This window comes from Rhizobium sp. BK418 (assembly GCF_004341105.1).
Classification (GTDB): Bacteria; Pseudomonadota; Alphaproteobacteria; order Rhizobiales; family Rhizobiaceae; genus Rhizobium.
The window spans coordinates 220,440-245,391 of sequence record NZ_SLZK01000005.1 but is presented as its reverse complement, the minus strand read 5'-3'; the positions used below and the strand labels follow the sequence as shown (position 1 = coordinate 245,391).

Sequence of the window (24,952 nt, the reverse complement as noted above, 5' to 3'; positions counted from 1 at the left end):
CAAGCGATCTGAAAGATCGCGGTGCGCTTTAAGTCTTTCTGCCGCAGTCTTCTTCGGTCTAAAACTATTGCTTTTGGCTCAAGAAAACCTTAGGGCATGACAAAATCCGGCAACCGCTCGTCAAAGGCGGTTGCCTTCCTTTTTCAGCGTGTGAAGGCATCGGCCTTGCTGCAGAACAATAGATTGCTCGTATCCGGCAATGACACGCCGGTGGCGCCAGGGGCCGCACGAATGGTTTTGCCGCGCGGGCGTATGCCGCACGCTTCCGTCGTTCTTCTCGCATCTGTTGTGGCGATCTTCAGCCTCGTTCCGCTCGGTTTCATCGCCTGGGTGACCTATGATGTCGGCTGGGAGACGGTAAAGACGCTTGTCTTCCGCCCACGCGTCGGCGAGCTTCTCGTCAATACTGTTCTCCTGGAATCAATTACCATTCCGCTGTCGATCGTGCTGGCTGTGACGCTCGCCTGGCTGACGGAGCGGACGGATATCCCGCTTGCGCGGCTCTGGGCGTGGCTTGCCATTGCGCCGCTGGCGGTGCCGGCCTTCGTGCATTCCTATGCCTGGGTGAGCCTGCTTCCGGGCATGTACGGGCTCCAGAGCGGCGTTTTTATTTCGGTTCTTGCCTATTATCCGTTCCTGTATCTGCCGGTCGCGGCGGCGTTGCGCCGGCTCGATCCGGCGATCGAGGATGCCGCTGCCTCGCTCGGTCTCGATCCGTGGCGCGTTTTCTTCCGCACGATCCTGCCGCAGCTTCGCCTGGCTATCTGCGGTGGTTCATTGTTGGTCGCGCTGCACCTGCTATCGGAATACGGGTTGTTCGTAATGATCCGCTTCGACACGTTCGCGACTGCGATCGTCGACCAGTTCCAGTCTTCCTATAATAGCCCGGCTTCCAACATGCTCGGCGGCGTGCTCGTCGCCTGCTGCCTGTTCCTGCTCGGCCTCGAAATCCTGCTGCGCGGCAATGAACGATATGCGCGCGTCGGCTCCGGCTCTGCGCGTCCAGCCGATCGCCGACGGCTCGGCTGGTTTGTGGTCCCGGCCCTCGTGTTGCCGATCATCCTGGCAGTGCTGACGCTTGGCGTGCCGCTGATCACGCTCGGCCGCTGGCTCTATCTCGGCGGGCTCGGCATCTGGCGCATCCAGGTCGTAAGTGCTTTCGTGCAGACGATTGTTCTTGCTATCGCTGGCGGGGTCCTGACGACGATTGCCGCGGCCCCGATGGCGTGGCTTTCGGTCCGCGCGCCGGGTCGGTTCCAGCGCATTCTCGAAGCCTGCCATTATTATGTCGGCTCACTGCCGGGTGTCGTCGTGGCGTTGGCGCTGGTTTCTATCACCGTTCGACTCATCCTGCCGCTCTACCAGACCTTCGCGACGCTGCTTGTCGCTTACGTGCTGCTCTTCCTGCCGCGTGCCATGGTCGGTCTGCGCGCCAGTATCGCGCAAGCGCCTGTCGAGCTCGAGCGGGCGGCAATGGGGCTTGGCCGTACGCCGGGACAGGCCGTGCGGCAGATCACCATGCGGCTTGCAGCACCTGGTGCTGCTGCGAGTGTAGCGCTTGCCGCCCTCGGCATCACCAACGAATTGACGGCGACACTGATGCTTTCGCCGAATGGCGTCGACACGCTGGCGACGAAATTCTGGTCGCTGACCAGCGAGATTGATTATGTTTCGGCAGCACCTTACGCCTTCATGATGGTCGTGCTGTCGTTTCCGCTCACCCTCATGCTCTATACCCAATCGAAACGGACTGCCGGCCAATGACGCTGCTTACGATCGACAATATCAGCAAGCGTTACGGCCCGGTTCAGGCACTGAAGGATATCTCGCTTGAAGTGCAGGCGGGCAGCCGCACGGCTGTCGTTGGTCCCTCCGGCTCCGGCAAGACGACGTTGCTGCGCATCATTGCCGGATTCGAGCAGCCTGATGTCGGCAGGGTGACGCTGGATGGCGAGGTTCTGGCTGACGGCCCGGCAAGCGTCCCCGCTCATAAGCGCGGTATTGGCATCGTCTCGCAGGATGGCGCGCTCTTTCCGCATCTGAGCGTGGCCGAGAATATCGGTTTTGGTTTCGAGCGCGGCGCGCCGGATCGCCAAAAGCGTATCATCGATCTCCTGGAAATGGTGGAGCTCGATCGCGGCATGCTGGAGCGTCGTCCACACCAGCTCTCGGGTGGCCAGCAGCAGCGCGTGGCGCTTGCCCGTGCGCTCGGCCGCCGGCCACGCCTCATGCTGCTCGACGAGCCTTTTTCGGCCCTGGATACCGGCCTCAGGGAAAATATGCGCAAGGCAGTCGCCCGCGTGCTGCACGCAGCGGGCATCACGGCAATCCTCGTAACGCACGATCAAGGCGAGGCCCTGTCATTTGCCGACCAGGTTGCGGTATTGCGGGAGGGCAAGCTCGTGCAGGCCGGCACGCCGCAAACGCTTTATCTCAAGCCGCGTGACCGCGAGACGGCGCTTTTCCTTGGGGATGCAGTCATGCTGCCCGCGATCATCAAGAACGGTTTTGCCGATTGCGCGCTCGGCAGCGTGCCCGTCGACGGAGCCCATCAGGGCAAGGCGGAAATCATGCTGAGGCCAGAGCAGATCCGCGTCGTTGTTGATGAGGCGAACGCGAAATATGGCGGGCGTGTCGTGGATGTGGAATTTGGCGGAGCAACCTGCACGGTAGCGGTGTCGCTCGCGGCTGTCGCCCTTCCGCCGATCCTGATCAAGACGTCAAGTGTGGCGCTGCCGACGCGAGGCGATCTTGTTCGCCTCGATATCGCGGGCAAAGCGCACGTTTTCGTCCGATGAATCCAGAGCATTGCCGTCTTCTCGAACACGGTAACGCTCTATCTCCTTTTTATGCAATTCCGGACGCAAAACCCTTACGCACTTTTGCTGAAATTGCTTAACCTGCCTTCAGAACCAGCTCTTCCGGTTCCTCTTCCGCCAGCCAGCCGCCGGTGAAACCGGCGCGCTCGAGGCCAAGGCGGATCACCGGGTTCTTGCGCATCAGCCTCCAGATAAAATCCGAGCGGGCATTCTCGACCGTCATGACGATGAGGCCCTGATCGATGGCGACAGTACGGTCGTCGACCCAACCCTCCGGCCGCTTGGTCTGGACCGTTGGATTGAAGCCACCGGGAAAGCCGCCTTCCAGGAGCAGGTTCGGATAGGTGGTCAGCAACGCCTTGGTGCCGTCTAGGGCTGCCTGCCGGTCGTAGGGCAGGCAGCCAAGTGCGGCCCAGGGCGCGATCGTGCCGTCATCAGGACCGAGCGGAGCGCCGCGGGCTGCATAACCCAACACCTTCGGGCTGCGGCCACCGCGCATGCGCCGCGTCGGCGGCGGACCATCGCAAGCGGTAAAGCCCCAGATATCCTTGCTGTAGCCGACGAACTGGCCGGGATTGCGTTCCGCGTAATCACGCTGCACGTTGATGACAACCTGCGTATTGCGAAAATAATCCCAGTTCCGCTCAAGCATCGGCTTGTCCTGGATGCCGCGGAAATCGATCCACGCATGGGAGAAGAGATGGATGAAGAGCGGTCCAGCGTAGAGATAGGGTTGCTCATTGAAGAGCATCCAGGAATAGCTTGCCGTGAAAGCGTCGTAGGACGACTGCGGAATCGGGTAGGTCGGGGATGCCAGCGCCAGCGTGTAGAGGATGATCGCTTCGTCAAAGCCATGATAGCGCCAGCGTAGGAAACCGGAAGAAGGCTTCCAGCCCATCGAGATGCAATCGCCCTTGTTCAGGGCCCAGCGCCAGTCGACGCGCTCGTAGATGAATTTTGCGAGCGCGCGGATCTCGGTTTCGGTTTCATCCTCGCCGTCGAAATATTGCGCAGCGGTCAGAATGCCCGCGACGAGCAGAGCGGTATCGATGGTCGAAAGCTCGCTGTTCCAGGCCCGATTGCCGGTATCCACATGCAGGAAGTGGTAGAAGAAGCCGCGATGCCCGGTCGCGTGACGTTCCGTGCCCTGCTTGGCGTTGGCGAAGAAGTGCAGTGTGTTGAACACACGCTCGGCGGCTTCTCCGCGGCTGATCCAGCCGCGCTCGACGCCAACCGGGTAGGAGGAAAGCCCGAAGCCGACCGCAGCGATGCTCGTCGGTACGCCAGGAATCGACGTATCCGGCACAAGGCCGTTTTCCGGATTGGAATATTTCAGGAAATACTTGAACGCTGAATGCTGCAGCCTGTCGATTAGCGCGGCATCAATGTCTTCAATCCGTTGCAGCATGTGCTCCTGCCCAACTGTTGTATCGTCCATGCTTCAACATGGTGGCTGCCCTCAGGCAAATCAAACCTTTTTGATTCGCAGGGATAAGAGAGCACAAACGACGACGGTTGGCGTTAATAATTCTCAGTGAAATAATATCTGGAATAAATAATATAAGCGATGCAGCAAAATGGATTAAACCGCATCCCTGGGGTGCAGCCCATTTCCTGCATTATTGTCTTTCGCGTTCTGTCGCCTAAGCCTCCCGGACTAAGTCAGGCGGCTTCCTCCATCCGTACCAAATGACCCGCTACGACCTCGCGGTACTGACGTTTGGGCGCGACGTAACCCAAGGGGCGGACAGGGCTTTTCAGTTCGTCGGTGCCAAGGTTGCGGCGAATGCCACGGCGGGCGGGATCTGGTACGGGAACCGCCGCCATGAGCTTCTTGGTGTAGGGGTGCTGCGGGTTGCGGAATAGCTCTTCGCGCGGTCCGATTTCGACAATCTCGCCGAGATACATGACCGCAACGCGGTGGCTGACGCGTTCGACCACGGCCATATCGTGAGAGATGAAGAGGAAGGCAAGGTTGAGGCTCTGCTGCAGGTCCATCAAGAGATTGCAGACTTGGGCTTTGATCGAGACGTCAAGGGCCGAGACGCTTTCATCCGCAACGATGACCTTCGGGTCGAGGGCAAGGGCACGCGCAATGCAAATGCGCTGGCGCTGGCCGCCTGAGAATTCATGCGGATAGCGCTTCATCATGTCCGCCTTCAGGCCGACACGCTCGAGCAGATCCGCGGCCCTCTCTCGGGCTTGGGCGCGAGTGCCGAGACCATGTTCGATAAAGGGTTCGGCGACGGCTGCTCCCACCGTCATGCGTGGATTCAGACTGGCGAAGGGGTCCTGAAAGATCATCTGAATGCTGCGGCGCATGTTGCGCAGTCTGCTTGCATCGAGGTTCAGCACATCATAACCATCGAGGCTGACGGAACCGGCATTGGGCTGCACTAGCCGGGTAATCGAGCGACCGGTCGTGGACTTGCCGCAACCCGATTCGCCGACAAGCGCCAGGGTTTCGCCCTGGAAGAGGTTGAAGGAGACATCTTCGACGGCGTGAATGGCGCCGGTCCTACGGCCGAAGAGACCGCCGCGAATATCGAAGCGCGTAACGAGGTTCTTCACTTCTAGGATCGGCGTCTTGTGGCAGTCTACGGTTTCGGCGACTTCGACTGGCTCGCTGCGCTCGCCAGTTGCCGTATCCACCACAGGGAAGCGCAACGGCCATTTGCGGCCATCCATGGAACCCAAACGCGGCACGGCGGAAAGCAGGGCGCGCGTATAGGGATGCTTTCCTCGGTTGAAAATGTCATCGGTCATGCCGGTTTCGACGGCCTCGCCGCGATACATGACGATCGTGCGGTCGGCGATTTCGGCGACCACGCCCATGTCATGAGTGATGAAGAGAACGGACATACCCTCCTCTTCCTGCAGGACCTTGATGAGATCGAGGATCTGGCCCTGAATCGTTACGTCGAGCGCTGTGGTCGGCTCGTCGGCGATCAGCAGTTTCGGCCGGGCGGCGAGCGCCATGGCGATCATGACGCGTTGGCGCATGCCGCCGGAAAACTGGTGCGGGTACTCGTCGAAGCGGGATGCGGCATTGGGAATGCGCACCTTCTCCAAAAGACGGATCGTTTCGGCTCGTGCATCGGCCTTGCTGATATCGCCGTGGCAGGTGAGCGCTTCGGAAATCTGCCTGCCTATAGTGAAGATCGGGTTCAGGCTAGTCATCGGCTCCTGGAAGATCATGGCGGCATCCTTGCCGCGCACGGCACGCATTTCCTTGTCGGAGAGCGAAAGGATATCGCGGCCGTTGAGGGCGATGCTGCCTTCGACGCGGCTTGAGCCCTTGGCGAGCAGGCGCATGATGGAAAGCGAGGTGACGCTCTTGCCGGAACCGCTCTCGCCGACGATGGCGACCGTTTCCGCCGGCATAACATCGAAGGAGACGTTGCGGACGACGGATTTCCATTCACCATCGGCAAGGAAAGACGTCGTCAGATTCCGGACGGAAAGAACCGGAGAGACGGATGCTGCTGGCTGATCACTCATATCGTTCCCTTATTCTTTTTGCGCCGGAGAGGCAGGCTTTCAGGTCTTCAAAGGCGTGGCGAAAGAGGCGGACGGCCGCCCTTCTGCAATACGCGCAGTTTCCAGCGCTGCGATCTTTTTATCGATCTCACGCCTGTCAATCATTCCATTTGGATCGGCCTTTGTCGCCATCGTCTCAGCGACATGCATGTAGGGTTCCTGGGCCACCGCATAGAGACGGCGCAGCTCCGCGAGCGGATCGGGATGATCGTCCGCGCGGACGCTCAGCCAAGGGTAATCCTGATCTCGATGGACAAGGAGGGCGGCGGACTGTTTGCCGCGCTTATCGCCGCCAGCATCCTCACCCGACTGCATGGCTTCGAGCAGGCGCTCGATGAAGGGCTTGTCCATTGCCCTCTTGTAGGTGGCGAGCGTCTCGGCAACGACTTCTGGGCCGGCCAGCATATTGCCGGCAACGGAGACATTGTCGTCGATCAGATGACCGGCCCAATCGATGCATTTGGCACCGGTGAAGGCGGCGTTGTGACCCCTGGCATCGATCAGATGAAGCTGGCGCTGGTCGCGGCCAGCATCGCGATCGGTCAGTTCCGCGATGATCTCGTCCGGCGTCCTGCCCTCGGCAAGCAGTGCAAGGCCGTCCGTGCCGTAAAGCGGACTGATGAAGGCCTGGGTGGCGACCGCGCCGATGCCGCCGCGGATATGCGGCACCAGCCCGCCAACCGCAAAGAAACGGGTGGCAACGGCGATGCCGAGATAGCCTGTGTCGGGATCGCGGGCGACGATGGACCAGGTCATCTCTTATCTCCCGATTGCATAGGCCTGCATGAGGCGCGGTGTGGCAGCGGCGCGCAGCAACCCATCGGCATCGCGGCGAGCGGCTGTCAGGCGGCCAATGGTCCAAGGCTCGGATACGGTGAGATTGTGGCCACGAGCGCGAAGATCGTTGAGCACATTGGTGCTGAAATTGCCTTCCACCATCAAGCCACCCGGCTCACGCGTGCGTGGATAGAAGGAGCCGGGGAAATGTGCGGTGTGGAAGAGCGGCTGATCGATCGCCGCCTGCAGGTTCATCTTATGATGCACATAACGCAGGAAGAAGGAGAGTTGCCACTGTTCCTGCTGGTCGCCGCCGGGGGTGCCGAAGGCGAGTGTGGGTCGGCCTTCGTAAAGGGCGAGAGAAGGCGTCAGCGTCGTGCGCGGGCGCTTGCCGGGAGCGAGTGACGTCGGCAAGCCGGGCTTCAGCCAGAACATCTGAGCGCGCGAATTCAGGCAGAAGCCGAGACCCGGAATGATCGGCGAGGACTGCAGCCAACCGCCCGAAGGCGTGACGGAGACCATGTTACCCTCCCGGTCGATGACATCGATATGGACGGTGTCACCGCGCTTCTCCGTCAGATGCGCCATCGTCGGTTCGTAGACGGCGCCGGTCTTGGAATCAGCGCCGAGCATTTGCATCGTCACGTCATATTGCTCTTCGAAGCCGGACAGCCTTCCAGGGCGCAGGTCGAAAGACGCTTCGCCCGTTATCAGCTTGCGGCGGGTGGCGGCGTAGGTGTCCGACAGAAGCTGACCGACGGGCACATCGGCGAATTTGGGATCGCCATAGTAGACCTCGCGGTCTGCGAAGGCGAGCTTCATGGCCTCAGTCACGGTATGGACGAAGTCGGCTCCGTCAGGCGCCATCGAAGCGATATCCATGCCCTTGAGGATGGAGAGCGTCTGCAGGAAGACCGGACCCTGGCCCCAAGGGCCGATCTTGGCGACGGTCCAGCCATGATAGTCATAGGTCTGCGGCTCCTCGATCGTTGCCGACCAGTTCGCCATGTCATCTGCGGTCAGGACCGCCTTGTGGCGGTTGCCGCTCGCATCCATCACTTCCGCGGTTTTTAGATAGTCTGCGATCTTCTCGGCAACGAAGCCGCGGTAGAAGGCGTCACGGGCAGCTTCGATCTGCGCCTCGCGGCCCTGCTTTACCTCGGACTCGGAAATGATGCGCTTCCAGGTTTCGGCCAGAACCGGGTTCTTGAAATTAGAATGCGGCTCCGGCACCGAGCCGCCCGGCACCCAAGTTTCGTAAGAGGTCGGCCATTCTTTCTCGAAGAATTCGGCAAGGCCCTTGATGGTGGCCGAGACACGAGGCAGCAGCGGATGGCCGTTCTGGGCATAATAGATTGCCGGCTCCAGCACGTCGCGCACGCTCATCCTGCCATAATCGCGTAACATCAGCATCCAGCCGTCGAACGAGCCGGGAATAACGGTCGCGAGCAGGCCATCGCCGGGGATCAGCTTCATGCCTTCGGACGTGTAGTGCTCGATGGTGGCGCCTGCCGGGACGGGCCCTTGGGCACAGATGACTTCGACCGTGTCTTTTTTCTTGGAATAGATGATGGCCGGCATGTCGCCGCCGGGTCCGACGAGATGCGGCTCAAGGATTTGCAAGGTGAAGCCGGTGGCGACTGCGGCATCGAAGGCGTTACCGCCCTTTTCCAGGATGCTCATGCCGACGGCAGATGCGATCCAGTGCGTCGAGGTGACGACGCCGAACGTACCCAGAATTTCGGGGCGGGTCGTGAATACGGTCATTTCATATGTCCTTTCGAGGGGTCACGCTTCGCGCGGGTCGAGTGCGTCGCGCAGGCCGTCGCCCAAGAGATTGAAACCAATAACGACGAGAAAAATGGCAATGCCGGGCCAGAGCGCCATCCAGGGCGCCTGGCTCAGGAAGTTCTTGGCGACATTCAGCATCGAGCCCCAGCTTGGCGCCGGCGGCTGCTGGCCGAGGCCGAGGAAGGAAAGGCTGGCTTCGGCGATGATGGCGGTCGCAATCGTCAGCGTTGCCTGCACGAGGATCGGCGCCAGGACATTCGGCAGGATATAGCGGGTGATGATGCTGAAGTGGCGCAACCCGATGGAGCGAGCACCTTCGATATATTCTTCGGTCTTGACCGCGAGAACCTGACCGCGCGTCAACCGCACGAAGATCGGCATGGCCGAAAGGCCGATCGCGATCATCGCGTTGGTAAGGCTCGGGCCAAGGAAGGCAGCGAGTGCAATTGCGGTAATGAGGAACGGCATCGCCAGGAAGGCTTCGGTGATGCGCGAGATCACCATATCGATCCAGCCGCCGAAATAGCCGGACACCAGACCGAAGGGCACGCCGACGAGGACCGCGATCGCCACCGAAAAGACGCCCGCCATCAACGAGGCCCGGGCGCCCCAGATCATGCGCGAGAGGATATCTCGGCCGATATCGTCAGTGCCGAGCCAATGGGCTGCGGACGGCGCCTTGCGGATCGCCGACCAGCTGGTTGCGATCGGATCGGGGAGCGGCAGAAGCGGTGCGATGATCGCAAGAAACGTGAAGAAGGCGATGATGGCGAGGCCGACAAGTGCACCCTTGTTGGCTTTCAGCTTGCGCCACGCGCGGTTCGGTGACCGCCGCTCGGCGGACGGAAGATGTGCTGCCGTAACCTGATCAATTGCGGTCATAGCGAGGCCCTCATGCGCGGATTGAGAAGCACGTAGAGCACGTCAGCGACGAGGTTCATGACGATGAACCCGATCGCGGTGCAGATCACGACTCCTTGGACAACCGCATAATCGCGGTTGAAGACGGCGTCGACGATGAGCTTCCCGAAGCCTGGGATGGTGAAGATCTGCTCGGTGAGGACCGCACCTGCCAGCAACTCTCCAAAGAGCAGGGCGCTCAGCGTGACGATGGGCAGGACGGCATTTCGGAAACTATGCTCCAACACCACAGACCTTTCCGAGAGCCCCTTTGCTCGGGCGGTACGAATATAGTCGGCGCTCAGGACGCTCAGCATGGCCGATCGAGTGTGGCGCATCAGCGTGGCGGCCAGCGCATTGCCGAGCACGACGGATGGCATGAGCATGGTTTCCATCGAACGCAGCGGGTTGGAGAAGAAGGGTTCGTAGCCTGAAGCCGGCAGCCAACCGAGATTTACCGAGACCAACAGGATCAGCATGATACCGAGCCAGAAATTCGGGATCGACAAGCCGGATAGCGCTATGATGTTGGCGATATAATCGATGGCGGTGTTCTTCTTGACGGCCGCCAGGATGCCCATCGGCACGCCGATGACGAAGGCGAAGATCATTGACATGATAGCGAGCTGGATGGTGACCGGCAGCTTTTCGGCCACGAGTTCCAGAACCGGCTGGTTGGTGCGCAGCGAAATGCCGAGATCGCCCTGGAGCGCCGAACCCAGCCAATAGAAATACTGGTAAGGGACGGGATCGTTGAAGTGATATTTTTCCCGCAGGAGTTCCAGCACTTGCGGGTCGCGCTCTTCGCCGGCCATGGCCAGAATAGGATCGCCTGGCAGAAGCTTCTGCAGCGAGAAGACGAAGACCGAAATGATCAGCAATGTTGGAATGGCGACCAGCAGCCGCTTGGCGATGTAACTGTACATAAGCGCGCTCCCGATAGCGTTAGGAGGACGCGGTAAGTTCTGCCGCATCCTCAAGATTTGGCGTATCAGCCGTCCTTTTTCACGCCGACTAGGCGGATCATGCCGTCAGGCGAGGGGATGAAGCCGGTGACATTCTTGTGGAATCCCCAGCTCCAAGACTGATGGCCGATAAAGATGATTGGCAGATCCTCGTTGAGGATCGCAGTCGCCGCATCATACTTCTGCTTGCGCACCGAATCATCGGTGGACTGGCGCGCCTCGTTCAAAAGCTTGTCGACGTCAGCATTGCAGTATTTGCTGTCGTTCAGACCGGCATTGCAGGTGACGAACTGCTGAATGTTACCATCAGGATCGACGCGGCCGGACCAGTCCGAGCGGCTGAGCTGATAGTTCCCGGCAGTCTGTTCGTTGAGCAGGGTCGCAAATTCGGTCGCCTTCAGGGTCACATCGAAGCCGGCTTCCGCGACCATCGACTGGATGATCTGCATCATCTGCATCGTGACCGGACCATTCGCGACCATGATCTCGACCGGAACACGGTCGTAACCTGCTGCCTTCACGAGAGACTTGGCCTTCTCGACGTCGCGGGCCGGTACCGGGATATTCTTGTCGAACCAGGGGCTGCTCGGCGGGAACGGCTGATTGCCGGCAACGGCGGTGCCGTCATAGACGATCTGCATAGCGGCCTCGCGATCGATTGCCAGCGAGAAAGCTTGTCTCAGGCGCTTGTCCTTGCCGAGTGGGTTATCGGCGCGGGCGCCATTGCCCACATTGGCGTAGATGCCGAGCCAGCCGGTGTTGACGATATCCTTGTAGACGAGGTTCGCGTCAGCCTTGATAGTCGCGGCGTCGGTTGCCGCAGGGCGCTCGATCATGTCGAGATCACCCGATTGCAGGTTGGCGAGGCGAACGGTCGTGTCTGGGATCGGCAGGTAGGTGACCTTGTCGATAAAGACGTTGTCCTTGTTCCAGTAGTCCTGGAACTTCTCCAGCACGATGCGGTCCTGCTGGACGCGTTCGACGAATTTGAACGGGCCGGCGCAGACCGGATGATCGCCGAACTTGGCGCCAAGCTCCTTGGCTGCTTTCGGCGAGACGATCATGCCTGCGCGGTCGGAAAGCTGGGCAAGGAGGGAGACATCAGGGCTCTTCAGCGTGAACTTGACTTCGTACTCGCCTGTAGCCTCGACCTTGGCGACGGAAGCGAGCTCGCTCTTGCGGCGGGATTCCGGCAGAGTGATGTTTCGCTCGATGGTCGCGACGACCGCCTCGGCATTGAACGGCGTCTCGTCCTGGAACTTCACGCCCTGGCGAAGCTTCATGGTGAGTTCCTTGCCGTCGGCCGACCAGCTCCACTCAGTCGCAAGCTGCGGCACGATCTTCAAATCCGGCGTAACGTCCACCAGCTTGTCGCACATTGCAGTATAGACGATGCGGCCTACGAAGGAGCGCGATTGGGCGGGATCGAGCACGTCGGCGTCATCCTGCAGACCGATCTTCAGCTCGACAGCAAAAGCGGGAAACGCGAAGAGCGCTGCCGCTACGCTGGTCGTTAGCAATCTGGTGAATTTCATTTTATTCTCCTCTGTTGTGTTCTTGTTTCACACTGCGTTTGAAGCCGTCGTTGTGGTTCCGCAGGTCTTCCTTGCCGCTATCTACTCCGCTGCCGTTTCACCATGGTCCAGCGAAGTGATGCGGATGAGACTTTCCTGAAGCGTCAGCAGATGTTGGCGCATGGCTTCGCCTGCTCTGGCCGGATCACGCGCAGCGATCGCGTCGACGATTGCCCGGTGCTGGCCGTACGTAACTTCACGCGTGCGGCTTATGCTGCGGGCGCGCTCGCGGATCGTTTGCCAGGCGGGATCCTGCCGGACGCGGTTGATGACATCGAAAATCGTCAGGAAGAATTGGTTGCCGGCGCATTGGGCGATCTGGCGATGTAGCGCGCCGTCCCATAGTTCGCGACCATCCGCGTCGGTGCTGCCGTAGATCTTCTCCACCAGATCATACATGCATTCGATTTCGGCGGCCTTGGCGCGCATGGCTGCAAGCTGGACGAGCTGCGGCTCGATGCGCAAACGTACCTCCATGATCTCCATGAAATCGGTTTCAGCAATAATGGAATCAACCTGGTTGCTCCATTCGTCCGGCCGCTTGCCGGCGAAGGTGCCGGAGCCCTGCCGGCGCCAGATCCGGCCTTCTGCCTCCAGTACTTCCAGTGCACGACGAATCGAACGGCGGCTGACGCCGAGCATTTCGGAGAGCGTACGTTCGGTGGGCAGTTTGCCGTCTGCGTCAAGACTGTCCGAACGGAGGAGAGCCCTCAGCTTCTCCAGCGCGTAATTTGAATTGCCTTGAGCGTTGTCCATAGTGGGATGAACCAATTTGATATTGGTTCAATGCAAACCAATTCCCTGGACTCGTCAAGCGCTTTTTTGTGCAAATAAATAGATGCCTGTTTTTTCGCCTTACAGCATGATTTCGCGGCGGATGCGAAGGTTGGATGCACTATTCCACGCACATCACTTACTTCGCGAGGCATTCGGTACCAAAGGGCAATTGGTTCAGCGATTTAGCGAACGCGCGGAGAGGAAGGTCTGCGGCTCGAAGTTGAAATCCTTATCGAAAGGATAAGTCGGGTGCTGTTTGCGCAGACGAGGTAGACGCTCGACGAACTGGTCAACCACGCCGGCTGAAAGCGCCATGAGGTTTGGGTTGGCAATCAGTGCCAGTTCCGGCGAGAGATAGCCTGACTTGACGACGATAATCTTGGCCCTGTGCGGATCGAGGCCGAGGCGGGTGAAATCGACAATATTGTGATAGGGGCGGCGCTTGGCGGACAGCACCAGATCGATACCACCGGTGGAGACGACGGCCTGGCGATCGGCTGCGTCGGCGGTCTCGTGCAGGAATTTTACGATGAAACGTGCTGTCACCGGTGTGCTGCCTTTGGTGTCGAGAGAGGCGCCGACGGTCAGTTCCAACATGGCGCCGATGCCAGCGGCATAGCAGGTATCCGTGGCCGCCTTGTCGGCGATGCCGGCGAAGACAACGCCGATGGCGCCCTTTGCGATCAGTTCGGCCAGAACCTCGGCCCGGTCACCCACGCCGCCGCCAGTCGGGTTGTCGCCGGATTCGGCGAGTACGACGGGGCCAGTGGGGCTGGCGATCGCCTTGGCAACGCATTCCTCGATCGAGCCGGTCTCACAGCCGAAGACGAATTTTTCGCGCACATCCCAGTAGGCCTTTGCCATGCGTTTCGCCTCGCGCTCGAGCACCGCGCGATCGGTGCCGGTCATGATGGCCGCAGCGGTGGCGCGAGGCTCGTCGGCCCAGACGTAGCCGACCATCAGCGAGGCATCCCAGACGCCATCGAGTGCATCGATGCCGGGCAGTTCTGCATAGAGGCTCTTTGCCGGTTCATCGACGGTGCTGGTGCGTTCGCCCGGCAGAACGACCGGAACCGGCGCCCAGAGTAGGATAGGCTTCACGCCGGTCTTCAGGCTCTTCACGAGCATCGAAACCGAGCGGCGCATCGTCTCTTCGACATCGATATGCGGCGCGGTGCGATAGGTGGAGTACATGTCAAGCGCATCAAGAATGCACTGGGTGACATTGCCGTGCAGGTCATAGCTTGCCGAGATCGTACATTCGTCGCCGACAAGCTCGCGGGCCGCTGTAATCCAGTCGCCTTCCGCATCTTCCATGCCTTCGACATACATGGCGCCATGCATGGCCAGATAGAGGCCGTCGAGCGGCAGAAGCGGCTTCAGGCGCTCCAGGAACTCGGCCTTGAAAGCTTCGTATGTGTGGCGCGCAACCGGGCCGCCGGCAATGGCGCGGGCATGGATCGTCGGCAGGAATTCGGCGTGATAATCTTTTAAAAACGCGAAATAGGGCGCGGCCAGCAGGCCCTCGCCGCGCACCACCCGAAAGTCCTTCTCGTCATTCAGGACAGGATTGTACGTGCTGCATTCGATGTGAATGCCACCGACGGCGATGCGCATGGGAGACCTCAGCTTATATTGGGACCAATCAGAAAATTATGGGCGGCGATGCTGGCAGCGCCCCGTGCCCAAACGTCGCTATCGACGCGGCGGGTGCGGATCGGTGTCTGGCCGGCATAACGCGGAAGAACATTGGCTTCGATCGCCTGTTGTACGACCGTGCCGAAGAGGCCGTCGAAGGAGCTATCGACATGGGTGATCAGGATCAGGCCGGGATCATTCATCTGGATCAGGTGCGAGATCGCGAGGCCGAGGGCGGCGCCGGCCTTATGGATGATGGCGATCGCCTCGGCGGTGCCTTGCGAGGCTTCCTCTTCCAGTTCCGATAGCGAAGTGCATTTCAGGCCGGCGGCCCGCGCCATCTCTTTGATCGCCTTCATCGAGGCAACGGTGTCGAGGCAGCCGCGCTTGCCGCAGCGGCAGGGCGCGCCGCCGGGCTCGATTGTCGCATGGGCGATTTCGCCCGCACCGCCATGATTGCCGCGATAGAGCTTGCCATCGATGAAATGGGCGCAGCCGATGCCGTCTCCGAGCGAAACGACCGAGAAATTCGGCGTGTCTCGGGCAATGCCGAAGAGCTTTTCGCTGACGGCCACGGCTTTGGCATCATTTTCGATGAAAGTATCGACGCCGCTCGCCTGACGGATCATTTCCGCCAGCGGCACGTCCTGCCAGCCGAGCAAGGTGGATTGCACGCAGGTCGCCTGTTTTTCGTCGACGAAGCCAGATAGCGCCACCCCGATGCCGGCAAGCTTAGAGCTCGCCTGCTGATGCGCCTTCAGGATGTCCGGCAGGCCATGAGCGATCGCATTGGCGATGGTCTTGGGATCGCGGGAATAGGGCAGCTGCTGGCGGGCGATGATATTGCCGTTAAGATCACTGAGGATCATCGGTACCGGATCTTCCAGAAGTGAGATGCCGATGAAGAAGGCGCATTCCGGCTTCAGGTCGAGCAGGACGGAGGGCCGGCCCTGACCATAGACTGTTTCCGTCTCATGCAGCACACCGCGATCGATCAGCTCGCGGGCAATGCCGCTCATCGCCGCTTTGCTGAGCCCGATCGCGGACGCAAGATCGGTCCGGCTGAGGGGGCCGGACTCGCTTATGACCCGCAGAAGCTCACGCTGCGATGAGTTGAACATTAAAACTCCTGACCCCTTGCCTGTGATTTCGCCCTGACAGTAAGTTCGGAAAATGAACCAATCAACCAAAATAAATTGGAAAATTGATCAAAGCCAACCGGATGGCCGGTTCCAAGAATCAAGAACCAATGGAAATCATTCGCAAGGGATTTTATTAGCACTCGCACGGTCGCGCCACGCTCGATGGAATCCGGGGGATCAGACCGCAACGTTTACCGCCGCCGTTTTGGATCCGATGTACGATAGTCTGCTTTCCCGTGCTAAGGATCTGAGCCTTCAGCCGGCGCTTGCTACCGACTGGTCAAGCAACGATGCCGGCATCGTCTGGACGTTCAAGCTGGGCCAGGGTGTCGAGTTCCACGATGGCACGCCCTTCGATGCCGATGCCGTCGTGAAGAATTTTACCCGCCATTCGATACCAAGTGCGGGTTTGCCGCCAGCGGCCGTCTGCGCACCTTCATCGACAGCGTCAGCGCCGTCGATATCTCGGCCTCAACATCTATATGTCGCTCTTTCCCGGCCTCGCGATCATGGTGACCGTACTCGGATTCAACATTCTCGGCGATGGCCTCGCGACCTGTTCGATCCGCGGAAATAGCAAATACATGCAGAGCGACGCGTCCTGCGCGGGATCGATTGTTCAGCAGTCGTGTCCCGTTTGGGAGCCTCTCCTGCTATGTGTCACTACCGCCAAAGAGAAGGCTCGCCCATCCACTCCCGCGCCGCTCTCTGTCGCACGTTTTTCGCGCTATAGTTCGTACCAACACAAGTTTGGGGGCGACAATGGGCCAGCAGCAAATTCCGCTCAAGTTGACGGCAATACGGTTCATCCGCGCGATCAAATTGTTCATGACATCCGATGTTGGCGGACGAGCCGGATTTCTTCTCGCTTCCCTGGTCGCCCTCTTCGGCGGCATCAGCGCTCTGAATGTCGTCAACAGTTTTGTCGGCCGGCACTTCATGACTGCGATCGCTGAAAGGCAGACTGCCGAATTTATTCGCCAGGCGATCCTCTACGCTGGCGCTTTTGCCGCTTCGACCCTCGTATCGGTGATTGCCCGCTTTGCCGAAGAACGACTGGCTTTGCTTTGGCGAGAGCACCTCACCCGTCGTGCAATCGGTGTTTATATGACCGACGGTACTTTCTACCGGCTCGGCATTCGGGGTAAAGTTGCGTATCCTGACCAGCGGATTGCCGAGGATGTCAAAGCATTCACGACGACGACGCTTTCCTTCCTGCTTATGCTGCTCAGCAGCGTGTTGACGATCTTCACCTTTTCGGGCGTGTTGTGGCTGATCAGTCCGCTTCTGTTCTTTACGGCGGTTGTCTATGCCGCCTTCGGATCGTTTATGACGATCGTGTTGGGACGACCTTTGATCGACCTGAACTATAACCAGCTCGACCGCGAAGCGGCCTTTCGGTCCGAACTGATCCGTGTGCGTGAAAACACGGAATCAATCATGATCGAGGGTTCCGAACAACGCCACACAGATCGGCTTCTCAAGCAGTTCGATAGCCTCGCCGCAAACTTCAGGCGGATAATCGCCATCAATCGCAACGTTGGTTTCTTCACCACCGGTTACAATTGGATGATACAGATCATTCCGGTCGTCATCATCGCGCCCGCGTTCATGCGTGGGGACATCGAATTTGGGGTCATCACGCAGTCGGCGGCAGCCTTTGCCATGCTCGTCGGTGCGCTCTCATTCATCGTCGCACAATTCAACTCGATCTCGAACTTCGCGACCGTCGTGGCGCGTCTCAGTTCCCTTTTGGAAGCGATCGAGGAAGCTAGCAGCCCGGCGGATATCGGTATCGAACTCGTCGAGGCTGAGGACAGCCTTGGCTATGAACACCTGACGCTGACGTCGCCGACAGGAGAGGTATTGGTGACGGATTTGTCGGTCCTCATCCCAACCGATACGCGGGTGATCGTTACGGGAGAAAGTGAGGTCGCGGCGTCCGCCTTATTCCGGACTACGGCAGGACTTAATACGTCAGGGACCGGGCGCATCGTCATCCCTCCCCGTCAACATGTGCGGTTTCTCGGTCAGCGGGCCTATTTGGGCCCGGGAACTCTGCGCCAAATCCTGGTATCCCCGGAGCGTTCGATCAAGGAAACGGATGGTCAGATCCTCGCTTTGCTGAGGAATCTCGGGCTCACACGCGATTTGATACCTAATGAGCTGGATAGCGAGCAAGACTGGACCACGTTGCTGTCGCCTCGCGAACAACGGCTCATTGCACTTGCAAGCGCGATCATGGCCACTCCGTCATATATTGTTCTAGAAAAAGCCGATGCCATCTTCGGTCACGAGCTTCTGTCCGCAATTCTCCGGCTTCTGGCGGAAAGAAGGATCGCGTGCGTCAACTTCGCCGAGCCGGATGCCCCGCGCTCATCCTACGATGCCGTTCTGGAATATGGTTCGGACGGCTCCTGGAGGTGGATCGATCAAAAACAGAAAGCCTGAGTGTCACGCAGTCTGGTTCTTTGAAACCTCGGTCGTCTGTAGCGTTGTTCGCCACAAGCCTGTTGTGCCTCAGGAAATTCGGGCGGATTCGGCACAGCCATCATAACCAGCCGCCTGAAAACCCCGCTCGTCTCAATCCGACCACCACCGGCTCGCAGCGACGCATAATGTTCCACAGCAAGCCGCTTCGGTAGTTTTCGATCATCAAGACAACCGGACCTTGGTCGATCCCGAAATGGTAAGGGCTGACCCACCATTCGTCGTTGTTGTCACCAGTCGTATATGTCTGGTTGAACGACGGCCTAAACCCATAAAGCCGTGTCATTCCAAGTTTCATGCGGGCAAAGTTTCGCACGGTCGGGATGACGATTTCCGGCGCAAATGGCAGCGAGGCAACCACCACCCAGGGGGATACCGTTCCATCATCTGGCCCATAGGGTGCGCCCCGGGCAACGTAGTCGAAGAATTCCCGATCGACGCCGTCTATATTTCTCTTGATCCAGCCAGGCCCATCGCTTGCCGTGAAGCCCCAGCAATGTTCGCCGTAGCCTTTAAAATTCAGCGGGTTGCGAATGGCATATTCCTGCTGGACGAAAGTGGCATGCCGGCTGTTCTGGAAATAGTCGCTTCGATGCTCGCGCATGAAATTGTCGCGAATGTCGCGAAAATCGATCCACATATGTGAAAGCTGATGCGTAAAGAGCGGGCCGGAATAGAGCAATTCGCGACCGAAGATATTCCGCCATTCGTAGCTCTCCGTGTAAGCCGTATAGCTTTCCGGCGGCAGAGGGTGGCTCGGCGAGCCGAGCCCGAGAATGTAAAGAAGCAGACCTTCGTCATAGCCCCGCCATCGATAGGGAATGAATCCACTTTCCGGTCGCCAGCCATGGGTGAGCGTGGCTCCGTGGTCGCGAGCCCAGTTCCAGTCCACGCGCTCGTACAGCGCCTTGGCAAGTGCGCGAACCTTCGCCTCGTCCTCGGTGTCCGCATCGAAATAAGCCGCGACGGTCAAAGCACCGGCGAACAGGAAAGCCGAGTCGATTGTTGACAATTCGCACTGCCAGACTCGTCGCCCCGTCTCAATGTCGAGGAAATGGTAGAAGAAACCCTTGTAGCCGGAGGCGTCAGGTTCCGGCCCCTGGTGGCAGGATATCAGGAATTCCAGTCGGCGTCGGGCGATCTTGGCGGCAAACTCGCGAATGACGACGCCGCGCTCCACTACGACAGGAATGGTGGCAAGAGCCATGCCGATGGCAGCGATGCTCGCTGGTGCGCCTGCCTGTGTCTTGTCTCGAACCAACCCGTTGTCCGGATTCGTGCATTGCAGATAGTAGAGCAGGGTCGTGAACTGAAGGCGACCGAGGTCCTCTTCCGTCGGCATTCGGTTCAATTCGAGATCGGTTGACAGTAATTCCGACATGATAAGGTAACCAGGGAGATCAGGAGATTTCGTCGGACAACCGGAGGCGGCCCTGGTCGGACGCCTGCCGGCATGATCGTTTACACGCGACGTGTCGCCTAGGCATTGTCTCCCTCTGTGGAAGTCGCCGCCTTCCCTTTCTCCGTGCTCTTGACGCCCCATTTCCAGCCGCTGATCTCGGGCATGTCATCACCATGCTTGTCGATATATTGCCGGTGCTCGATCAGCTTCCCGCGAATTGCCTGCTTGAAATAAGCGGCGCGCGCGCCAAGTTGCGGCAGCCGATCGATCACATCTTCGACGAGATGAAAGCGATCGAGCTGGTTCAGAACGACCATGTCGAACGGCGTCGTGGTCGTTCCCTCTTCCTTGTAGCCTCGGACATGCAGATTTTTATGGTTGGTTCGCCGATAGGTCAGCCGGTGGATCAACCAGGGATATCCGTGGAATGCGAAGATGATCGGCTTATCCTTTGTGAAGAACGCATCGAAGTCAGGATCCGAAAGCCCGTGGGGATGTTCACTCGAGGGCTGCAGCTTCATCAGATTGACGACATTGATGACCCGCACCTTCACCTGGGGAAGGTGCTCGCGGATCAACTGGACGGCGGAGAGCGTCTCCAGAGTGGGAACATCGCCGCAGCAGGCCATGACCACATCCGGTTCCGAGCCCTGGTCATTGCTGGCCCACTCCCAAATGCCGAGACCTTCGGCGCAGTGCTTGATCGCCTCGTCCATCGTGAGCCATTGCAGAGCAGGTTGCTTGCCTGCCACCACGACGTTCACATAGTTGCGGCTGCGCAGGCAATGATCGGTAACGGACAGCAGCGTATTGGCATCCGGCGGAAGATAGACCCGGATGACCTCCGCCTTCTTGTTGATCACATGGTCGATGAAGCCCGGATCCTGATGGGAAAACCCGTTGTGATCCTGCCTCCAGACATGCGAACTCAGGAAGTAGTTGAGCGAGGCGATCGGCCGCCGCCAGGGGATGTGATTGCACACTTTCAGCCATTTGGCATGCTGATTGAACATCGAGTCGATGATGTGAATGAACGCCTCGTAGCAGGAGAAAAAGCCGTGACGTCCGGTCAACAGATAGCCTTCAAGCCAGCCCTGGCATTGATGCTCGCTTAGGACCTCCATGACGCGGCCGTCGGGCGACAGGTGATCGTCCTCCGGGTAGATCTCGGCCATATAGCAGCGATCTGTCACCTCCAGCACGTCCTGCCAGCGATTGGAATTGTTCTCATCTGGGCTAAACAGCCGAAAGTTCTTGCTTTGAAGGTTCAGTTTCATCACATCGCGCAGGAACTTGCCCATGAGGCGAGCCGATTCCGCGGTCACTGATCCGGGCTTGGGAACAGAGACTGCATAATCGCGGAAATCCGGCATCTTCAAATCGCGCAGCAACAGACCACCGTTTGCGTGCGGATTGTCGCTCATCCGGCGATGTCCGGTCGGTGCCAGCGCGGCCAGTTCAGCACGCAATCTGCCATCGTCGTCAAAAAGTTCTTCAGGTTTGTAGGTCTTCATCCAGTGATGAAGCACCTTGATATGTTCCGGTTTGTCCATATCGCCCATCGGAACCTGGTGCGAGCGCCAGTAGTCTTCGCATTTCTTGCCGTCGATCTCCTCTGGGCAGGTCCAGCCCTTCGGCGTACGGAAGACGATCATCGGCCACGCTGGACGACTAACATTTCCTTTGTCCCGCGCTTCCGACCAGATCGCCTTGATCCTGGCAACGGCGGTGTCCATGGCTGCGGCAAGCTGCTGCTGAACCTTGTCGGGCTCATGACCTTCCACGAAAAGGGGCGCATATCCCATGCCCTCAAAGAACTTCACCAATTCCTGATTGGGAATACGGGCAAGGAAGCAGGGATTGGCGATCTTGTAGCCGTTGAGGTGCAGGATCGGCAGAACGCATCCGTCACGCGCCGGATTGAGAAATTTGTTGCCATGCCATCCGGTCGCAAGCGGCCCGGTTTCAGCCTCCCCGTCACCGACGACACAGGCCACGATCAGATCGGGATTATCGAAGGCAGCACCATAGGCGTGGCTGAGCGCATAGCCGAGCTCTCCACCTTCATGAATGCTTCCGGGTGTTTCGGGAGCCACGTGGCTTGGGATGCCGCCGGGAAAGCTGAACTGCTTGAACAGCCGCTTCATGCCTTCCTCGTCCTGGCCAATATTCGGGTAGAATTCGGTGTAGGTCCCTTCCAGATAGGCGTGTGCAACCAGTGACGGTCCGCCGTGGCCAGGGCCGATCACATAGATCATGTTGAGGTCGTCTCGCTTGATCACCCTATTAAGGTGCACATAGAGCATGTTCAGGCCTGGCGAGGTTCCCCAATGGCCGAGTAGCCGCGGCTTGATGTGTTCACGTGCGAGAGGCTTCTTGAGCAGGGGATTGTCGAGCAGATAGATCTGCCCAACCGACAGATAGTTCGATGCCCGCCAATAGGCGTCCATCAGGCGGAGTTCCTCAGCCGAAAGCGGGGTTTTCCCAGGCGACGCTGCCGAGGCTGTTTTGTTCATCACTGCCGTGTCAGGTGAAGCCATCTGAGCCTCCCAATCAAAATGACATTGCTGAATTTCGCCGGTCCGTTTCTTGAAGGCCGGTGCAGTCTCATGTCGATGCGGCTGTACTATTGAGGGGGAGATTCCGGGAAATGCTCCACCACGCCGCGGACACCGCGGACACCCTCCGCCAGAATCCGCGCAGCTCTCCGGCGCGCCGCCGTCTCGACGTTGCCCCAAAAATGTACGATCCCGTCTGCGACCGTGACGCTTACATCCGAGCCTTCCAAGCCGGTATTTTCGCAAAGCCGGACAAGAATGCTGCGGCGGATGGCCTCGTCGCCGGCTGCCGTGTCGTCCGGTTTAGCTGAGTAAATTACTTGCAGGAGATCGGCGCGGCTGACGACGCCGACGAGTTTTCCGTCCCGCAGGACCGGAATGCGCTTGATGCCGCGGTCCTGCATGAGTTCGGCAACACGGGAAAGGGGTGCATTTTCGTCGATCGTGACAGGATCGGGCGTCATGACGTCACCCACTCTCCACGCACATCGCTTTACAAAAGCGTTCGCCCTGTCATCAGGGCCAAGTCCCATATCCGTCTTCAGGGCGAATGCTCCGCTGGACAGTTCCGTACGACGGATCAGATCGCCTTCGCTGATGATACCCAGCAAGCGCCCACCGTCGTCAACGACAGGAACGCCGCTTACATGTTGGTCGGACATCAGCCTGGCCGCATGCCGAACGCTATTGTCAGGTGATACTGTGACAACCGTAGTCGTCATTACATCTTTGACGAGCATCTCGATCCACCGCAGGTCCGAACGATGGGAATCTTCTTTTGCCAATTCCGGAAGCGGGCGTAGGCAAACCGCGTTCGCGAAGAATCCTCCCAACAAAGCTCAAGAAGCCTAATCGGATACTACCGCATTTTGCATTGAGTTGGATCAATCGAAGGCCGCAAATTTGTCTACGGAAAGGTGACCGAAGGAGCAACGTGTGCCCTTCGCCATCGGCGCTCGTTGATGCTTGGCCTGCTTTTGTCCTGACGAAGCCTGTGTGATGGCGTCTCGCTGCGCGGCCGGTGGCAATACCAAGCGCACGTCATAAGGACGTTTAAGCTCCGGTAAGCGTAGGTGTTTTGCCCGACCTGAGAGATAGGTGACGTTTTGTACCGGAGAGATGGGTAACACTTTCCGTCTTTTAGCGGGAGGTGTTGATGCCGTGGACTTCGGTGATGGAGGAACGTCTACGATTTGTTGCCCGACTGCTGGAGGGCGAAGGCATGAGCGATGTGTGCCGGGAGTTCGGCATCTCGCGCAAGACCGGCTACAAGATTTTCAATCGCTACAAGGATGACGGCCTGGAGGCGCTGACGGACCGGTCTCGACGGCCGGTGCGTTACGCCAACCAGTTGCCCGAGCCGGTGGAGGCAATGATCGTGCGGCTCAGACAAGAGAAGCCGCATTGGGGTGCCAGGAAGATCAGAGAACTGCTGGTGAAGCGTCTGGCCGGCGATGTGCGCGTGCCGTCGAAGAGCACGGTGCATGCGGTGCTTGACCGGCACGGGCTGGTCGCTCATGCCCGCAAGCGGCACGACGGTATTTGGCTCGTCAGCTTCATGCACTATGATCTCGGATATATCGACCTGGAGCAGAGGACCTTGCAAACCATCGACAACCCGTTCGGCACGAGGTTGTCACCTATGTCTTAGGGACAATCTGTTACCTATGTCTCCGAGCTGGACAATTGGGAAACTGGAGCGGGCGAAGGGATTCGAACCCTCGACCCCAACCTTGGCAAGGTTGTGCTCTACCCCTGAGCTACACCCGCTCAAATCCGCACCGGTCCGGGGTAGTAAGTAGCGGACCGTGGGCGCCACCTTGCGGCGACGGGCGCTATATCGCCCAAACGATTTTCAAATGCAACAGGGAAATGACGGAAAAACGAAGAAAAGTTTTGATGGTGGAAAACCAGGTTCGGAAACGCCGCGAATGCAAGGCAAAGCGTCGGTCACGAAGATTGCCAAGCGCATGAGGCGGACGTAAGCAGACAATGCAATCTGCTTCTTTCTTGTCTGATGGAATGACGATGACCGAAAACAAGCCCAAGACTCGCCAGGATCTTTTCGCCTTTCTCGATGGTCTCGGCATAGCTCACAACACCAAAGATCATGCCCCCGTCTTCACCGTTGCCGAATCGGTGGCGCTGCGGGATGAAATTCCCGGCGGGCACACCAAAAACCTCTTCGTGAAGGACAAGAAAGATCAGTATTTCCTGCTGACGGTGGAGGAAAATGCCGTTGTCGACCTCAAGCAGGTCCATACCATCATCGGCGCCTCCGGCCGCGTGTCATTCGGTAAGCCTGAAAAGTTGATGGAATATCTGGGTGTCATTCCGGGGGCGGTTACCGCGTTCGGCGCGATCAACGATACCGGCAATAACGTTACGTTCGTACTCGATGCGGATCTGATGCACGACGACATCGTCAACTGCCATCCACTTTCCAACGATGCGACCACTTCGATCGGCAGCGCCGATCTGATACGATTCATGGAAGCGACGGGGCATAAGCCGCTTGTCTTGAAAGTGACGTCCTGACATACGATTTTATCGCTACAAGAGACGCCGGCAGATCGGCG

General features: G+C 59.0%; 18 protein-coding genes, 1 tRNA gene and 1 pseudogene. 6 read left to right on the top strand and 14 right to left on the bottom strand.

Annotated features, from left to right (window positions below; genetic code table 11):
• Nucleotides 1-96 precede the first annotated feature (96 nt).
• Together EV281_RS21070 and EV281_RS21065 are read left to right on the top strand one after the other, a co-directional pair.
• Nucleotides 97-1,764, top strand: coding sequence for an iron ABC transporter permease (locus EV281_RS21070; RefSeq protein ID WP_132655890.1), 1,668 nt, complete (start codon nt 97-99; stop codon nt 1,762-1,764).
• On the top strand, nt 1,761-2,798 hold the full coding sequence (locus EV281_RS21065) for an ABC transporter ATP-binding protein (protein WP_132655888.1): 1,038 nt from the start codon (nt 1,761-1,763) through the stop codon (nt 2,796-2,798). Before EV281_RS21070 ends, EV281_RS21065 begins: the two co-directional genes overlap by 4 nt.
• A 97-nt stretch (nt 2,799-2,895) precedes the next feature.
• Here the strand turns inward: EV281_RS21065 and EV281_RS21060 are convergent, their stop codons facing one another.
• The 10 genes from EV281_RS21060 to EV281_RS21015 all read right to left on the bottom strand — a co-directional run bounded on the left by EV281_RS21060 (nt 2,896) and on the right by EV281_RS21015 (nt 15,902).
• Entirely contained in the window at nt 2,896-4,227 is a 1,332-nt protein-coding gene (locus EV281_RS21060) for a glucoamylase family protein (RefSeq protein WP_132655886.1), read from the bottom strand.
• A gap of 254 nt (nt 4,228-4,481) precedes the next feature.
• A complete protein-coding gene (locus EV281_RS21055) occupies nt 4,482-6,320 on the bottom strand; it encodes an ABC transporter ATP-binding protein (RefSeq protein WP_132655884.1) in 1,839 nt (612 codons plus the stop codon).
• Between the two features lie 39 nt (nt 6,321-6,359).
• Nucleotides 6,360-7,115, bottom strand: coding sequence for a DUF1028 domain-containing protein (locus EV281_RS21050; RefSeq protein ID WP_132655882.1), 756 nt, complete (start codon nt 7,113-7,115; stop codon nt 6,360-6,362).
• A gap of 3 nt (nt 7,116-7,118) precedes the next feature.
• On the bottom strand, nt 7,119-8,903 hold the full coding sequence (locus EV281_RS21045) for a gamma-glutamyltransferase family protein (RefSeq protein WP_132655880.1): 1,785 nt from the start codon (nt 8,901-8,903) through the stop codon (nt 7,119-7,121).
• 21 nt (nt 8,904-8,924) lie between these two features.
• Nucleotides 8,925-9,809, bottom strand: coding sequence for an ABC transporter permease (locus tag EV281_RS21040; RefSeq protein WP_132655878.1), 885 nt, complete (start codon nt 9,807-9,809; stop codon nt 8,925-8,927).
• Nucleotides 9,806-10,753, bottom strand: a complete 948-nt coding sequence (locus tag EV281_RS21035) for an ABC transporter permease (RefSeq protein ID WP_132655876.1) — start codon at nt 10,751-10,753, stop codon at nt 9,806-9,808. The genes EV281_RS21040 and EV281_RS21035 overlap by 4 nt, the downstream gene beginning before the upstream one ends.
• 65 nt (nt 10,754-10,818) lie before the next feature.
• Nucleotides 10,819-12,327, bottom strand: coding sequence for an ABC transporter substrate-binding protein (locus tag EV281_RS21030; protein WP_132655874.1), 1,509 nt, complete (start codon nt 12,325-12,327; stop codon nt 10,819-10,821).
• Nucleotides 12,328-12,408: 81 nt separating this feature from the next.
• On the bottom strand, nt 12,409-13,122 hold the full coding sequence (locus EV281_RS21025; protein ID WP_132655872.1) for a FadR/GntR family transcriptional regulator: 714 nt from the start codon (nt 13,120-13,122) through the stop codon (nt 12,409-12,411).
• 195 nt (nt 13,123-13,317) lie between these two features.
• Nucleotides 13,318-14,760, bottom strand: a complete 1,443-nt coding sequence (locus tag EV281_RS21020) for a M81 family metallopeptidase (RefSeq protein ID WP_132655870.1) — start codon at nt 14,758-14,760, stop codon at nt 13,318-13,320.
• A gap of 8 nt (nt 14,761-14,768) precedes the next feature.
• The gene (locus EV281_RS21015) at nt 14,769-15,902 is read right to left on the bottom strand and encodes an ROK family transcriptional regulator (RefSeq protein ID WP_132655868.1); all 1,134 of its coding nucleotides are present in this window, start codon (nt 15,900-15,902) and stop codon (nt 14,769-14,771) included.
• Between the two features lie 52 nt (nt 15,903-15,954).
• On the opposite strand from EV281_RS21015, the gene EV281_RS21010 reads away from it, so the two are divergent.
• Both EV281_RS21010 and EV281_RS21000 read left to right on the top strand, forming a co-directional pair.
• Nucleotides 15,955-16,500, top strand: a complete 546-nt coding sequence (locus EV281_RS21010; protein ID WP_312862182.1) for an ABC transporter substrate-binding protein — start codon at nt 15,955-15,957, stop codon at nt 16,498-16,500.
• 185 nt (nt 16,501-16,685) lie between these two features.
• Nucleotides 16,686-18,374, top strand: a complete 1,689-nt coding sequence (locus EV281_RS21000; RefSeq protein ID WP_132655866.1) for an SbmA/BacA-like family transporter — start codon at nt 16,686-16,688, stop codon at nt 18,372-18,374.
• Nucleotides 18,375-18,474: 100 nt separating this feature from the next.
• On the opposite strand, the gene EV281_RS20995 is transcribed toward EV281_RS21000, so the two are convergent.
• The 3 genes from EV281_RS20995 to EV281_RS20985 all read right to left on the bottom strand — a co-directional run bounded on the left by EV281_RS20995 (nt 18,475) and on the right by EV281_RS20985 (nt 23,113).
• Nucleotides 18,475-19,794 (bottom strand): glucoamylase family protein, encoded by a 1,320-nt coding sequence (locus EV281_RS20995; protein WP_132655864.1) that lies wholly within the window; start codon nt 19,792-19,794, stop codon nt 18,475-18,477.
• Nucleotides 19,795-19,892: 98 nt separating this feature from the next.
• Nucleotides 19,893-22,355 carry a phosphoketolase family protein gene (locus tag EV281_RS20990; protein WP_132655862.1) on the bottom strand — a complete coding sequence of 821 codons (2,463 nt, stop codon included), beginning with the start codon at nt 22,353-22,355 and terminating at the stop codon, nt 19,893-19,895.
• Nucleotides 22,356-22,441: 86 nt separating this feature from the next.
• Nucleotides 22,442-23,113: a CBS domain-containing protein gene (locus EV281_RS20985; protein WP_132655860.1), complete on the bottom strand. Its 672-nt coding sequence runs from the start codon at nt 23,111-23,113 to the stop codon at nt 22,442-22,444.
• A 416-nt stretch (nt 23,114-23,529) separates the two neighbouring features.
• On the opposite strand from EV281_RS20985, the pseudogene EV281_RS20980 reads away from it, so the two are divergent.
• Nucleotides 23,530-23,907, top strand: a pseudogene (locus EV281_RS20980) (helix-turn-helix domain-containing protein); the annotation flags it as partial.
• Between the two features lie 161 nt (nt 23,908-24,068).
• Here EV281_RS20980 and EV281_RS20975 read toward each other — a convergent pair.
• A tRNA-Gly gene (locus EV281_RS20975) sits at nt 24,069-24,143 on the bottom strand.
• A 258-nt stretch (nt 24,144-24,401) separates the two neighbouring features.
• Between EV281_RS20975 and EV281_RS20970 the strand changes: the two genes are divergently transcribed.
• Nucleotides 24,402-24,911, top strand: a complete 510-nt coding sequence (locus EV281_RS20970; RefSeq protein ID WP_132655856.1) for a prolyl-tRNA synthetase associated domain-containing protein — start codon at nt 24,402-24,404, stop codon at nt 24,909-24,911.
• Nucleotides 24,912-24,952 lie beyond the last annotated feature (41 nt).

Excerpts from the sequence above, each read along its gene's own strand:
- EV281_RS21070 (WP_132655890.1), top strand. The coding sequence starts at position 97 with ATGACAAAATCCGGCAACCGCTCGTCAAAGGCGGTTGCCTTCCTTTTT.
- EV281_RS21065 (WP_132655888.1), top strand. The coding sequence starts at position 1,761 with ATGACGCTGCTTACGATCGACAATATCAGCAAGCGTTACGGCCCGGTT.
- EV281_RS21060 (WP_132655886.1), bottom strand. The coding sequence starts at position 4,227 with ATGCTGCAACGGATTGAAGACATTGATGCCGCGCTAATCGACAGGCTG.
- EV281_RS21055 (WP_132655884.1), bottom strand. The coding sequence starts at position 6,320 with ATGAGTGATCAGCCAGCAGCATCCGTCTCTCCGGTTCTTTCCGTCCGG.
- EV281_RS21050 (WP_132655882.1), bottom strand. The coding sequence starts at position 7,115 with ATGACCTGGTCCATCGTCGCCCGCGATCCCGACACAGGCTATCTCGGC.
- EV281_RS21045 (WP_132655880.1), bottom strand. The coding sequence starts at position 8,903 with ATGACCGTATTCACGACCCGCCCCGAAATTCTGGGTACGTTCGGCGTC.
- EV281_RS21040 (WP_132655878.1), bottom strand. The coding sequence starts at position 9,809 with ATGACCGCAATTGATCAGGTTACGGCAGCACATCTTCCGTCCGCCGAG.
- EV281_RS21035 (WP_132655876.1), bottom strand. The coding sequence starts at position 10,753 with ATGTACAGTTACATCGCCAAGCGGCTGCTGGTCGCCATTCCAACATTG.
- EV281_RS21030 (WP_132655874.1), bottom strand. The coding sequence starts at position 12,327 with ATGAAATTCACCAGATTGCTAACGACCAGCGTAGCGGCAGCGCTCTTC.
- EV281_RS21025 (WP_132655872.1), bottom strand. The coding sequence starts at position 13,122 with ATGGACAACGCTCAAGGCAATTCAAATTACGCGCTGGAGAAGCTGAGG.
- EV281_RS21020 (WP_132655870.1), bottom strand. The coding sequence starts at position 14,760 with ATGCGCATCGCCGTCGGTGGCATTCACATCGAATGCAGCACGTACAAT.
- EV281_RS21015 (WP_132655868.1), bottom strand. The coding sequence starts at position 15,902 with ATGTTCAACTCATCGCAGCGTGAGCTTCTGCGGGTCATAAGCGAGTCC.
- EV281_RS21010 (WP_312862182.1), top strand. The coding sequence starts at position 15,955 with ATGAACCAATCAACCAAAATAAATTGGAAAATTGATCAAAGCCAACCG.
- EV281_RS21000 (WP_132655866.1), top strand. The coding sequence starts at position 16,686 with ATGGGCCAGCAGCAAATTCCGCTCAAGTTGACGGCAATACGGTTCATC.
- EV281_RS20995 (WP_132655864.1), bottom strand. The coding sequence starts at position 19,794 with ATGTCGGAATTACTGTCAACCGATCTCGAATTGAACCGAATGCCGACG.
- EV281_RS20990 (WP_132655862.1), bottom strand. The coding sequence starts at position 22,355 with ATGGCTTCACCTGACACGGCAGTGATGAACAAAACAGCCTCGGCAGCG.
- EV281_RS20985 (WP_132655860.1), bottom strand. The coding sequence starts at position 23,113 with ATGCTCGTCAAAGATGTAATGACGACTACGGTTGTCACAGTATCACCT.
- EV281_RS20970 (WP_132655856.1), top strand. The coding sequence starts at position 24,402 with ATGACCGAAAACAAGCCCAAGACTCGCCAGGATCTTTTCGCCTTTCTC.